This is a genomic window from Serinicoccus marinus DSM 15273, from assembly GCF_008386315.1.
Classification (GTDB): Bacteria; Actinomycetota; Actinomycetes; order Actinomycetales; family Dermatophilaceae; genus Ornithinicoccus; species Ornithinicoccus marinus.
Genome location: NZ_CP043808.1, coordinates 532,767 through 545,147, shown reverse-complemented (window position 1 = coordinate 545,147; position 12,381 = coordinate 532,767). Strand labels below are relative to the sequence as shown.

The window sequence follows — 12,381 nt, the reverse complement described above, 5'->3', positions numbered from 1 at the left end:
CGACAGTGGCCGCACCCGGGAGCACCCGGACGCGGCCACGTCGCGATCACGCCGCAGGCGCCGGAGCGCCTGCCACGGGGTCAGTCGTCCTTGGCCTCGGTGTCTTCGCCGCCCTCGGCCTCGTCCTCGCCACCCTCGGCAGCCTCGGCGTCGTCGTCGGACTCCTCCTGCTCGATGCCGACCTCGGCCTCGGCCTCGGCGAGCTCGGCCTCCAGGGCCTCCTCGGACACCTGCTGCGAGACATTGACGACCAGCGCCTCCGGGTCGGTGACCAGGGTGACACCGTCGGGCAGCTCGACCTCGCCGGCCAGGATCTGGGTGCCGGCCTCGAGGCCCTCGACCGAGACGACCAGCCACTCGGGGATGCTCGTGATGGGAGCCTCGACCTCGAGCGTGTTGTAGTCGGTGGTGACGACCGTCTCCGGGGCGGCCTCGCCCTCGATGTGGACGCCGACCTCGACGGTGACCTTCTCACCCTTGCGCACGACGACGAGGTCGACGTGCTCGATGAAGCGCTTGATCGGGTCGCGCTGCACGTCCTTGGCCAGGGCCATGTGCGACTCGCCCTCGACGTCCAGCGTCAGGACGGCGTTGCTGTGGCGCAGCGCCAGCATGGTGTCGTGGCCGGGCAGCGACAGGTGCAGCGGTGGGGTGCCGTGGCCGTAGAGGACGGCGGGCACCTTGTCGGCGCGCCGGATGCGGCGGGCAGCACCCTTGCCGAACTCGGTGCGCTTCTCGGCGGGAATCTTCAGCTCGTCAGCCATGCGGGTCAGACCTTCTTCGTGCGGGTATGCGGTGTGCAGGGTCAGGCCTCGACGCGGGACACCGCGCGGGGCAGCGTCAGCCGTGAGCTCTTCGTCGATGACGGACACCGTGCAGCGTCCCTCGCCGAGGCAACGCCGAGGAGTCTATCGCCCACGCACGGGGCGCACGAAATCCCGCGTCCTCACGGTGCTGGACATCGGTTCGCGGGACGGGCCCCGGACACCGATGTCCAGAACGGCAGGTCAGGCGCGGCCCTCGAACATGGAGGTCACCGAGCCGTCCTCGAAGACCTCACGGATGGCGCGGCTGACGAGGGGGGCGATCGAGAGCTGGGTGAGCTTGTCCATCGCCAGCGCCTCGTCCGAGAGCGGCAGCGTGTTGGTGACGATGACCTCGGTCGCCACGGACTTCGCGAGCCGCTCGACCGCGGGCTCGGAGAAGATCGGGTGCGTGGCGGCGATGACCACCTCGTTGGCACCGTCTTTCATGAGCGCCTCCGCCGCCTGGCAGATCGTGCCACCGGAGTCGATCATGTCGTCGACGAGGATGCAGGTGCGGCCCTCGACCTCGCCGACGACCCGGTTGGCGACGGACTCGTTCGGGCGGGTGACGTCGCGGGTCTTGTGGATGAAAGCCAGCGGCACGCCGCCCAGCTTGTTGCTCCACCACTCCGCGACCTTGATCCGGCCGGCGTCCGGGGAGACGACGGCCAGCTGGCGGTTGCCGTACTTCTCCTTGACGTGCTTGGACAGGATCGGCGTGGCCATGAGGTGGTCGACGGGGCCGTCGAAGAAGCCCTGGATCTGGGCGGTGTGCAGGTCCACGGTCAGCAGCCGGTCGGCGCCAGCGGTCTTGAACATGTCGGCGATGAGCCGGGCCGAGATCGGCTCCCGGCCGCGGTGCTTCTTGTCCTGGCGGGCATACCCGTAGAACGGCAGCACCACGGTGATCCGCTTGGCCGAGCCGCGCTTGAGCGCGTCGACCATGATGAGCTGCTCCATGATCCACTCGTTGACCGGCGCGACGTGGCTCTGGATGACGAAGGCGTCGCAGCCACGGACCGACTCGTCGAAGCGGACGTAGATCTCGCTGTTGGCGAAGCTGTGCGCCTGCATCGGCACGAGATTGGTGCCCAGCTCGGCGGCGACCTCGTCGGCGAGCGCCGGGTGCGCCCGGCCGGAGAAGACCATGAGGTTCTTCTCGGTCGTCTTGTGGATCCCCATCAGCTCTCCTCCGTGCTCGGCTCGTCCTGCGGTATGCCCTCGCCACCGGTACCGGTCCCGGTCGCCTCCTCGGCGGCCGCCGCGGTGGCGGTCCCGGCGCGGCGCCGCGCCACCCAGCCGTCGACGTTGCGCTGGCGGGCGCGGGCGACCGCGATCTGGCCCGGCCCGACCCGGCCCTCGATGGTGGAGCCGGCCGCGACATACGCCCCGTCGGCGATGTCGACCGGCGCGACGAGCACCGAGTCGGACCCGACGAAGCTGTGCCGGCCGACCGTGGTGCGGTGCTTGGCGACGCCGTCGTAGTTGGCGAAGATCGTGCCGGCGCCGATGTTGGCGCCCTCCCCGATCGTCGCGTCGCCGCAGTAGGTGAGGTGCGGGACCTTGGCGCCCGGGCCGATGTCGGCGTTCTTGGTCTCGACGAAGGCGCCGATCTTGCCGCCCTCGCCGAGCACGGTGCCGGGGCGCAGGTAGGAGAACGGGCCGACCGTGGCGTCGCCGCCCACCACCGCGTGCTCGGCCTGGGTGCGCACGACGCTCGCGCCGTCGCCGATCTCGCAGTCGGTGAGCGTCGTGTCCGGGCCGATCGTGGCCTCGGCGCCGACGGTCGTCGCGCCGAGGATCTGGGTGCCGGGCCGCACGACGGTGTCCTGGCCGATCGTGACGTCGGCGTCGATCCACGTGGTGGCGGGGTCGACGACGATGACGCCGTCGCGCATGTGCCGCTCGACGACCCGGCGGTTGAGCTCCTTGCCGAGGGCCGCGAGCTGCACCTTGTCGTTGACCCCCTCGGTCTGCATGAGGTCGGTGACCGGGTGGGCCACAACGGTGCGACCCTCCTCGCGGGCGATCTTGATGACGTCGGTGAGGTACTTCTCGCCCTGCTCGTTGGCCTGCCCCACCTGGTCCAGCGCGCGGCGCAGCACCTCGACGTCGAAGGCGTAGATGCCGGAGTTGAACTCGCGGATGTCGACGACGTGGCCGTAGTCCGGGTCGCCGGCGTCGCGGCGCTTCACCGCGTCCTTGAACTCCATGATCTCGGCGAGCTCGCCGTCGGCGTCGCGCACGACGCGGCCGTAGCTGCCGGCGTCGTCCACGACGGCGGAGAGGAGGGTCACCGCCGAGCCGCGCTCCTCGTGCACCCGGGTCAGCTCGCGCAGGGTCTCGCCGGAGAGCAGCGGCACGTCACCCATGGTGACGAGCACCGTGCCGGTGAGACCGTCGGGGAGGGCGCCGAGCCCGCACTCGCAGGCGCGACCGGTCCCCGGGACCTCGTCCTGGTCGGCGACGATCGCGCCCGGGTCGGCCTCGGCGACGTGCGCGGCGACCCGCTCCCGCTCGTGCCGGACGACGACGGCGAGGTGCTCCGGCGAGGCCTGGCGGGCGGCATACATCGCGTGCCCGACGAGGGATCGACCACCGATGCGGTGCAGCACCTTGGGGATGGAGCTCTTCATCCGGGTGCCCTGCCCGGCGGCGAGGATGATGACGGCGGCGGGGTGGTGGGACGTCACGGGACCGACTGTACCTGTGCAGGATCGCGCCGCGACCCGCCCTTGGCATGATGGGGTGGTGAGCTCCAGCGCGAAGACCTCCCGACACCGGATGACCGGCCCGCAGCGGCGGCAGCAGCTGATCGAGGTGGGTCGCTCGCTGTTCGCCGAGCGGGGCTTCGAGGGCACGAGCGTGGAGCAGATCTCCGAGGCGGCCGGGGTGTCCAAGCCGGTGATCTACGAGCACTTCGGCGGCAAGGAGGGGTTGTACGCCGTCGTCGTCGACCGCGAGATCCAGGCGCTGCTCGGACAGATCACCGACGCGCTCACCGCGCACGAGGGCAATGCCCGGGCGCTGCTCGAGGCGGCGGCGATGGCGCTGCTGGACTACATCGAGCACTCGACCGACGGCTTCCGGATCCTCGTGCGGGACAGCCCGCCCGGGCAGTCGACCGGGTCCTTCGCCTCGCTCATCAGCGACATCGCGACCCAGGTCGAGCACATCCTCGCCGCGGAGTTCAAGCGGCGGCGGCTGGACCCCAAGACCGCCCCGCTGTATGCCCAGATGCTCGTCGGCATGGTCGCCATCCCGGGCGGCTGGTGGCTCGACTCGCGCAAGATGAAGAAGGACGACGTCGCGGCGCACCTGGTCAACCTCGCGTGGAACGGCCTCGCCGGCATGGAGGCCCGTCCGACGCTGCGGACCAGGGCCAAGAGCTGACCCCGGCCGTTAGGCTGGCGGGGTGCTGCGGCACGTTCCCCGGTTGCTCTGCTGGTAGGGGCCGCCTGACTTTGAATCAGGATCAGCGACGCAGGTTCGATTCCTGCCCGGGGAGCCCACCGCCTAGGGTCGTCGGTATGCAGACCCGTCGCCTCGGACCGTTCACCGTCTCCGCCATCGGCCTGGGGGCGATGCCGTTCTCGCTGGGCAAGGACCCGCAGCCCAGCGAGGAGCAGGCGATCGCCACGGTGCACGCCGCCCTCGAGGCGGGGGTGACCTACATCGACACGGCCGACATCTACGCTCCCAGCTGGGACCAGATGGGGCACAACGAGCGGGTCGTCGCGAAGGCGCTCCAGGGCTACGGCGACACCAGCCACGTCGTCGTCGGCACCAAGGGCGGCATCACCCGCGCCGAGGGCGAGCAGTGGGGTCGCGACGGGTCACCGGCATACCTGAGGGGTGCCGTCGAGGCCTCGCTGCGCGCGCTGGAGGTCGAGACCATCGACCTCTACCAGTGGCACCGCCCCGACCGCTGGCGGGTCTACGGAGAGGTGATCCAGACCTTCAAGGAACTGCAGGACGAGGGCAAGATCAGGGCTGTCGGCATCTCCAACGCCGACGTCGAGGAGATCGAGGTGGCGCTGGAGGTGCTCGGTGAGGGCGGGCTGGCCTCGGTGCAGAACGAGTTCTCCCCGCGCTTCCGCTCCAGCCGCGACGAGCTCGAGATGTGCGGTGAGCACGGGATCGCCTTCCTCCCCTGGAGCCCGCTCGGCGGCACCGGGTCGGCGAGCGACGTCGGGGTGACCTACCCCGCGTTCCACGAGATCGGGACCGAGCGCGGCGTGAGCCCGCAGCAGGTGGTGCTCGCCTGGGAGCTGAGCCTCGGCGAGCACGTCATCCCGATCCCCGGCGCCAGCCGGCCGGAGTCGATCACCGACTCGGTGCGCGCCGCCGACCTGCGGCTGACCGGGGACGAGCTCGACCGGATCGAGGGTCAGTTCCGCTGATTCACCCCCTCTTGGGTCCTCGCCTACTGTGGGAGGCATGAGCCAGGGACCGGACGACGAGGTGGATCGCATCGTCGCGGCCTGGGGGCGCGAGCGCCCGGACCTGGACGTCACCCCGCTGGAGGTGCTCTCCCGGGTCTCCCGCCTGTCCAGGCATCTCGACCTGTCTCGACGGCACGCGTTCAGCACCCACGAGCTGGAGTCGTGGGAGTTCGACGTGCTCTCGGCCCTGCGCCGCGCGGGTGAGCCCTACGAGCTGACTCCCACCCAGCTGGTGCGGCAGACGCTGGTCACCAGCGGCACGATGACCAACCGGCTCGCGCGGCTGGAGGGACGCGGCTTCGTGGACCGCGCTGCGTCCGCGGCGGACCAGCGCTCCAAGCTGGTGCGGCTGACCGCCGAGGGTCGGGACGTCGTGGACGCGGCCCTGGCCGACCTGGTGACCGACGAGCGACGGCTGATGCAGGGACTCTCACCGCAGCGTCAGACCGAGCTCGCCCAGCTCCTCAAGGGACTGCTCGCGCCGTTCGACTGACGCCCGGTGGGGGTCGAGCCAACCACGCGCGAGGCCCGGTGGGGACGTGGTCAGAGAGTGGTTGACTGAACGTTCAGTCAATGCCACGCTGAACACATGGTCAGCCAGGCGACCGACGAGACCCCCGCCGAGCCGGGGCTCGAGCGCATCCTCACCACGGCGATCGACCTCTTCGGCCGGCACGGGGTGAAGGCGACCAGCGTCCGCGCCATCGCCGAGCAGGCCGGCGTGTCCCCACCGCTGGTCATCCATCACTACGGCTCGAAGGAGAAGCTGCGGGAGGCCTGCGACGACCGGGTGCTCGCCTTCATCCGCGAGTCCAAGGCCGAGACCATGCGCGCCGGCCTCGGCGGCCCGCCGATCCAGGTCGACACCCGCGTGTCGCAGGCACGACCGGCGTTGCGCTACCTCGCCCGGACCCTCTCCGAGGGCAGCCCGCGGCTGGACGAGTTCGTCGACGACCTCGTCGAGGACGCCGTCGGCTACACCGCCCAGGGCGTCGAGACCGGCCTGGTCCTGCCCAGCGCGAACCCGCGGGCCCGGGTGGTCATCCTGACCCTCTGGTCGCTCGGCGCGCTGGTCCTCCACGAGCACATGCAGCGCCTCCTCGGCGAGGACCTCATCGGCGAGGGCAGCACCGACCTCTACACCCAAACGATGCTCGAGCTCTTCTCCGAGGGGCTCCTCACCGAGCGGGCGAAGCAGGCCTTCATCTTCTCGGGCGACACCGACGACACCACGGAGGAGACCGCATGAACACCACCGTCAGTCCCGTGATCGAGACCAACGCCCTGGTCAAGACCTTCGGCAGCACCCGTGCCCTCGACGGCCTCGACCTGTCCGTCGCCCCGGGCGAGGTCCACGGCTTCCTCGGCCCCAACGGCGCCGGCAAGTCCACGACGATCCGTGTCCTGCTCGGGCTGCTCCGGGCCGACGGCGGCACGGCACGCCTCTTCGGCGCCGACCCGTGGGACGACGCCGTGGCGCTGCACCACCGGCTGGCCTACGTCCCCGGTGACGTCGAGCTGTGGCCCAACCTCACCGGAGGTGAGGCCATCGACCTCTTCGCCCGGCTCCGGGGCACGCTCGACAAGGCCCGCCGCAGCGAGCTGTGCGAGCGCTTCGACCTGGACCCTACCAAGAAGGCCCGCACCTACTCCAAGGGCAACCGGCAGAAGGTCGCGCTCATCGCCGCCCTCACCTCCCCCGTCGACCTGCTGCTGCTCGACGAGCCCACGGCGGGTCTCGACCCGCTGATGGAGCTGGTCTTCCAGGACTGCATCCGCGAGGCCCGCGACGCCGGGACCACCGTGCTGCTCTCCAGCCACATCCTCGCCCAGGTCGAGGTCCTCGCCGACCGCATCTCCATCGTCCGCGCCGGCCGGGTCGTCGAGACCGGCAGCCTGGACGACCTGCGCCACATGACGCGCACCACGATCGTGGCGCGCACCGACCACCCGGCCGACGGTATGTCCTCGCTCACCGGCGTCCACGACGTCACCACTGAGGACGACCAGGTGCGGCTCGAGGTGGACGGCGAGCACGTCGGCCCGGTGGTCAGCCGGCTCGGCGAGCTGGGGGTCCGGTCGATCACGGCCCACCCGCCGACGCTGGAACAGCTGCTCGTGAGCCACTACGGCGAGCAACGACGGGCGACGTCCGGTGGGGCTGAGGGCAACCACTCGCGGCGCTCGGTCGAGGAGGGGGCCGCACGATGAGCACCGCCATCCGCGACCACGACGCCTCGGCCAGCCGCCCACCGACCGACCGGAGCGGACCCGCCCACGGGGCGCCACGGCATACCCGCGGCAGCGGCACGCTCGCCGGGACCGGCACGCTGGTGCGCTTCATGCTGCGCCGCGACCGGATCAAGCTGCCCGCCTGGGTCGCCGGGCTGGGCCTCTTCGTCATCTACATCGGTGCCGCGCTGCCCCAGATCGCCCCCACCGAGGCCGACCTCGCGGCCGCGAGCCCGTTGCTGAGCCAGCCGATCGGCCGCATGTTCGCCGGCCCGGCCTACGGCATGGACCCGCCGAGCTACGAGACCTTCTTCGCCGGCGGCTACACGCTCTACCTCTACCTGCTCGCCGCGCTCATGAACATCCTGCTGATCTCCCGGCACACCCGGGTCGAGGAGCAGAGCGGCCGCGCCGAGCTGGTGCGGGCCAACGTGACCGGCCGCCATGCCCGGCTCACCGCGGCGCTGGTCGTGGCGGTGATCACCAACCTCGCGGCGGCGGTCGCGGTCACCGCGATGGCGCTCGCCAACGACTTCGCCACGACGGGCTCGCTGCTGGTCGGCGTCGGGGTCGCCCTGACCGGTATGACGTTCGCCGGGGTCAGCGCGGTCACCGCGCAGCTCTCGGAGTACTCCCGCTCCGCCTCGGGCCTGGCCGGTCTCGTGCTGGGGGTCTCCTTCGCGCTCCGCGCCCTGGGCGACATGGCTGCCGAGGGCGGCAGCACGCTGTCGTGGTTCTCCCCGCTGGGCTGGGCCAGCCAGACCGCCCCCTACGTGCTCGACCGCTGGTGGCCGCTGCTGCTGTCGATCGGCCTCGCGGCGGCGACCACGGCGCTCGCCTTCGGGCTGCAGAACCGGCGTGACCTGGGCGCGGGGCTGCTGGCCGCGCGTCCCGGCCGCGCCGAGGCGGGCCCGGCGCTGGGCACGGTCTGGGGTCTCGCAGCGCGGCTGCAGCGCGGCCCGGTCCTGGCCTGGGGCTTCGCCATCGCCGTCCTCGGGGTGGTCGACGGGCTCTTCACCCAGGTGATGCTGGACTCGGCCGAGAACATGCCCGACGCGCTGCAGCAGGTCTTCGGCGCGGGCGAGCTCGCCGCCGGATACCTGGCCTTCCTCTCGGTCTTCAGCGGCTATCTCACGGCGCCTTCATCGTGTATGCCGTGCAGGGCCTCAAGGCGGAGGAGGACTCCGGTCGGGCCGAGGCCGTGCTCGCCACGCCGACCGGCCGCACCGCCTGGGGCCTGTCGCACGTGCTGGCGATCGGCCTCGGGGCCGTAGCCGTCATGCTGGTCACCGGCCTCCTCGTCGGCGTCGCGGCGGCCGGGGTCACCGGCACCGGTGCGCTCGTCGGCGACGGGCTCCTCGCCCACGTCAACACGCTGCCCGCAGCGCTCGTCACCCTGGGGATCTGCACGCTGCTCGTCGGCTGGGCACCGCGGCTGCTGGCTCCGGTCGGGTGGGCCCTGGTCGGCGTCATGATCTTCGTTGGCAACTTCGCGACCCTCCTGGAGGTGCCGGACTGGGTGCTCGCGCTATCCCCGCTGCACCACGTGGCTCAGGTGCCGGTCGAGCCGGTGCAGTGGCTGCCGCTGCTCTGGCTCGGGCTGGTCGCCGTCGTGGCCGTCGCGCTCGGCCTGGTCGGCCTGCGCCGCCGGCAGATCAGCGCCCGGAGCTGAGACCCCGGCGCGCGTGGAGACTCCTGGCCGGGGCTGCGCGCGTGATAGGCCCGGGCCATGGCTGAGGTGCACCGCTGGGAATCCTCCGCACGCACCGCTGCCCTCGCAGTGGTCCTGGGCGCCGCCGCGGCAGCCGCCACCTGCACGGCTGTGCTGCGTCGACCGCTCGCCTCCGTCCTCATCCTGCTGGTCTTCTTCCCCCGGCCGTCCTGGTGCCGATGGTGACCGGCGCCGCCGTGGCGGCGTCGGTGACCCAGGCCCTCGGCGAGCGCGCACCGCAGCCACCGACACCGACGCACTGACGTCTCGGGACGCGGCTACGCCTCGGCCACCTCGGAGGCCTCGAGCCACTCGGTCTCGAGCGCCTCCTCCTGCGCGGTGAGCTCGGCGTCGCGGGCGGTCAGCCGGGCCAGCTCGTCGGGGTCGGTCGCCACGGCGGCCATCTGCTCGTGCAGCCGCTGCTGCTGGGTGTGCAGCCGGTCCAGGGCTTTCTCCACCCGCGCCAGCGTCTTGCGGGCCTCGCGCACCTGGGCCGGGCTGTGCGGCGAGGAGCCGGACCCCGACCCACCGGCGGCCGGTCCGCCCGCCCCCGCCGCGGTCGGCGTGCCCGAGGGGGACGCCGCAGACCCCCTGCTCCGGCCGGCCGAGCTCATACCCTCGCGAAGCCGGAGGTACTCCTCCACGCCGCCCGGCAGGTCCCGCAAGCTGCCGTCCCCGAGCAGCGCCACCTGCCGGTCGGTCATGCGCTCCAGCAGGTAGCGGTCGTGGGAGACGACGAGCAGGGTCCCGGCCCATCCGTCGAGCACGTCCTCCATCGCGGTGAGGGTGTCGATGTCGAGGTCGTTGGTCGGCTCGTCCAGCAGCAGCACGTTGGGCTCGTCCATGAGCAGCCGGACGAACTGCAGCCGCCGCCGCTCCCCGCCCGACAGGTCGCCCACCCGCGACTGCTGCCGCCCGCCGGAGAAGCCCAGCCGCTTGGCCAGCGAGCTCGCGCTCACCTCCTTGCCCCCGATCACCGTGAACGATCGCACCTCGGTGATCGCGTCGATGACCGACCAGCCGGCGACCCGGTCCAGCTCGCGCAGCTCCTGTGACAGGCACGCCATCCGCACCGTCTTGCCGGTCTTGAGCTTGCCCGCGGCCAGCGGGTGCTGACCCAGCAGCACCCGCAGCAGCGTGGACTTGCCGGCTCCGTTGACGCCGACGACGCCATACCTGTCGCCCGGCCCGATCCGCCAGGTCACGTCGGTGAGCAGGTCCCGCTCCCCCACCCGCACGGTGGCGTCCAGCAGGTCGAGGACGTCCTTGCCGAGCCGAGTCGTGGCGAAGCGCACCAGCTCGACGCTGTCCCGGGGCGGCGGCTCACCCTGGATGAGCTCGGTCGCCGCCTCGATGCGGAACTTCGGCTTTCTCGTGCGCGCGGGCGCTCCCCGGCGCAGCCAGGCCAGCTCCTTGCGGGCGAGATTCTCCCGCCGCTCCTGGGTCACCCGGGCGACGCGCTGCCGCTCGACCTTGGCCAGGACGTAGGCGGCATACCCGCCCTCGTAGGTGTGGACCTTGCCGTCGGCCACCTCCCAGGTCAGCGTGGAGACGGCGTCGAGGAACCACCGGTCGTGCGTCACGACGACGAGCGCGCTCCCCGGTCTCGGTCGCCGCCCCGAGAGGTATGCCGCGAGCCACGCGACCCCCTCGACGTCCAGGTGGTTGGTCGGCTCGTCGAGGACGAGCAGGTCGGGGTCGGCCACGAGGAGCGCGGCGAGGGCGAGCCGCCTGCGCTCCCCGCCGGAGAGCGGACCGACGCTCGCCTCCCACCCGCCGACGGCGCCGGCGCTGTCGCCGAGCAGCCCGTCGATGACGTGCCGGACCCGCGCGTCGCCGGCCCACTCGTGCTCGTCGAGGTCGCCGAGGACCACCTGGCGCACCGTCGCGTCCGGGTCGAGCACGTCGGTCTGGCTGAGCATGCCCACGGTGACGTCGCCGGTGCGGATGACCCGGCCGGCGTCGAGCGGCCGGTCCCCGGTGAGCACCGCGAGCAGCGAGGTCTTGCCCCCGCCGTTGCGGCCGACCACGCCGATGCGGTCCCCGTCGAGCACGCCGACGGAGACCTCGTCGAGGAGCACCTGCGTGCCGGCGAGCAGGTGCGCGTCGGCGAGGGTGACGAGGCTGGCGGGCGGCCTCCCCGCCATCAGCCGATCACCGGGCCGAGCGGGCCGGAGCGGTCGGTGTCGGGGCGGGCGCGCGGCGGCTCGGGGCTGCTGCGCTGGTGGATGATCTGCGCGCCGGGGACCGGGCCGACGGCGCGCTCGATGTCGCCGGTGGGGCCGTTGGCGGCGAGGCCGACGGACAGGTCGATCGCCTCGGTCTGCGACCCGACGAGGAAGGCCACCGTCGGTCCGGAGCCGGAGACGATGCCCGCGCGCGCACCGAGGTCGAGCCCGGCCGAGAGCGCCTCGGCCAGGACCGGTTCCAGCGAGATCGCGGCCTCCTGCAGGTCGTTGTGCAGCGCCGCCGCCACCTCGTCGGTGTCCATCCGGCGCAGCGCTGTCATGAGCTCACCGCTCGGCTCCGGCGGGCCGGGCGTCACCCCGGCCTCCTCGCGGAGCCGGTCGCACTCGGCATACACCTGGGGGGTGGACAGCGAGAGCCCCTCGCCGGCCCACAGCACCCAGTGCAGCTCGCCGCGCGCGAGCACGGAGGTGACCTGCTCGCCGCGCCCGCTGCCCATCGCGGTGCCGCCGTGCAGCAGGAAGGGGATGTCCGAGCCGAGGCTGGCGCCCATGAGCTCGAGCAGGTCGTTCTCGAGGTGGTCCAGCCCCCACAGCTCACGGCACCCGACGAGGGTGGCCGCGGCGTCGGCGCTGCCTCCGGCCATGCCGCCGGCGACGGGGATGTGCTTGTCGATGTCGATGCGCACCGGGTCGACCTTGGCCTTGCGGGCGCGGCGCTTGGCGAGGGTCCTGGCCGCGACGAGGGCGAGGTTGCTGTCGTCGGTCGGCACGTGCTCGCCCCAGGGCCCGGTGACGTGCACCGACCAGGAGTCGGCCGGCTGCACGGTGACCGTGTCGTAGAGGCTGACGGCATGGTAGACGGTGGACAGCTCGTGGTAGCCGTCGTCGCGCAGCGGGCCGACCGACAGGCCCAGGTTGATCTTGCCGGGCACCCGGACGGTCACCGTCTGCGCCTGCGTGCCCAACGTCATGGCTTCACCCTATGGTGTCGGCTCGAG

The 12,381-nt window shown here is 72.2% G+C and carries 13 protein-coding genes and 1 tRNA gene; 9 read left to right on the top strand and 5 right to left on the bottom strand.

The features are described 5' to 3' along the window. Positions 1-80: 80 nt before the first annotated feature. From FU792_RS02755 to glmU, 3 genes are all read right to left on the bottom strand, one after another. Positions 81-764 (bottom strand): 50S ribosomal protein L25/general stress protein Ctc, encoded by a 684-nt coding sequence (locus tag FU792_RS02755; RefSeq protein ID WP_028130922.1) that lies wholly within the window; start codon positions 762-764, stop codon positions 81-83. Between the two features lie 243 nt (positions 765-1,007). Next, a complete protein-coding gene (locus tag FU792_RS02750; RefSeq protein WP_022924483.1) occupies positions 1,008-1,988 on the bottom strand; it encodes a ribose-phosphate diphosphokinase in 981 nt (326 codons plus the stop codon). Further along, positions 1,988-3,499 (bottom strand): bifunctional UDP-N-acetylglucosamine diphosphorylase/glucosamine-1-phosphate N-acetyltransferase GlmU, encoded by a 1,512-nt coding sequence (gene glmU, locus FU792_RS02745; RefSeq protein ID WP_022924484.1) that lies wholly within the window; start codon positions 3,497-3,499, stop codon positions 1,988-1,990. The genes FU792_RS02750 and glmU overlap by 1 nt, the downstream gene beginning before the upstream one ends. Before the next feature lie 91 nt (positions 3,500-3,590). Between glmU and FU792_RS02740 the strand changes: the two genes are divergently transcribed. The 9 genes from FU792_RS02740 to FU792_RS16615 all read left to right on the top strand — a co-directional run bounded on the left by FU792_RS02740 (position 3,591) and on the right by FU792_RS16615 (position 9,380). Then, complete coding sequence (locus tag FU792_RS02740; protein WP_033418620.1) at positions 3,591-4,199, top strand: TetR/AcrR family transcriptional regulator; 609 nt, start codon at positions 3,591-3,593, stop codon at positions 4,197-4,199. 36 nt (positions 4,200-4,235) lie between these two features. Next, positions 4,236-4,314: transfer RNA gene (locus FU792_RS02735), tRNA-Gln, on the top strand. A gap of 22 nt (positions 4,315-4,336) precedes the next feature. Next, positions 4,337-5,209, top strand: coding sequence for an aldo/keto reductase (locus tag FU792_RS02730; RefSeq protein WP_022924486.1), 873 nt, complete (start codon positions 4,337-4,339; stop codon positions 5,207-5,209). A 37-nt stretch (positions 5,210-5,246) separates the two neighbouring features. After that, positions 5,247-5,744: a MarR family winged helix-turn-helix transcriptional regulator gene (locus FU792_RS02725; protein WP_022924487.1), complete on the top strand. Its 498-nt coding sequence runs from the start codon at positions 5,247-5,249 to the stop codon at positions 5,742-5,744. A 96-nt stretch (positions 5,745-5,840) separates the two neighbouring features. Next, positions 5,841-6,500: a TetR/AcrR family transcriptional regulator gene (locus FU792_RS02720; RefSeq protein ID WP_022924488.1), complete on the top strand. Its 660-nt coding sequence runs from the start codon at positions 5,841-5,843 to the stop codon at positions 6,498-6,500. Next, the gene (locus FU792_RS02715; protein ID WP_022924489.1) at positions 6,497-7,462 is read left to right on the top strand and encodes an ABC transporter ATP-binding protein; all 966 of its coding nucleotides are present in this window, start codon (positions 6,497-6,499) and stop codon (positions 7,460-7,462) included. Before FU792_RS02720 ends, FU792_RS02715 begins: the two co-directional genes overlap by 4 nt. Next, positions 7,459-8,757 carry an ABC transporter permease gene (locus FU792_RS02710; RefSeq protein ID WP_149814532.1) on the top strand — a complete coding sequence of 433 codons (1,299 nt, stop codon included), beginning with the start codon at positions 7,459-7,461 and terminating at the stop codon, positions 8,755-8,757. Before FU792_RS02715 ends, FU792_RS02710 begins: the two co-directional genes overlap by 4 nt. Further along, positions 8,730-9,155 carry a hypothetical protein gene (locus FU792_RS02705; protein WP_161600187.1) on the top strand — a complete coding sequence of 142 codons (426 nt, stop codon included), beginning with the start codon at positions 8,730-8,732 and terminating at the stop codon, positions 9,153-9,155. Before FU792_RS02710 ends, FU792_RS02705 begins: the two co-directional genes overlap by 28 nt. Before the next feature lie 57 nt (positions 9,156-9,212). Beyond that, complete coding sequence (locus FU792_RS16615; RefSeq protein ID WP_157609190.1) at positions 9,213-9,380, top strand: hypothetical protein; 168 nt, start codon at positions 9,213-9,215, stop codon at positions 9,378-9,380. Between the two features lie 92 nt (positions 9,381-9,472). Here FU792_RS16615 and FU792_RS02700 read toward each other — a convergent pair whose 3' ends face one another. After that, complete coding sequence (locus tag FU792_RS02700; protein WP_022924491.1) at positions 9,473-11,341, bottom strand: ABC-F family ATP-binding cassette domain-containing protein; 1,869 nt, start codon at positions 11,339-11,341, stop codon at positions 9,473-9,475. Then, the gene (locus FU792_RS02695; protein ID WP_022924492.1) at positions 11,341-12,354 is read right to left on the bottom strand and encodes a 4-(cytidine 5'-diphospho)-2-C-methyl-D-erythritol kinase; all 1,014 of its coding nucleotides are present in this window, start codon (positions 12,352-12,354) and stop codon (positions 11,341-11,343) included. Before FU792_RS02695 ends, FU792_RS02700 begins: the two co-directional genes overlap by 1 nt. Positions 12,355-12,381: the final 27 nt, after the last annotated feature.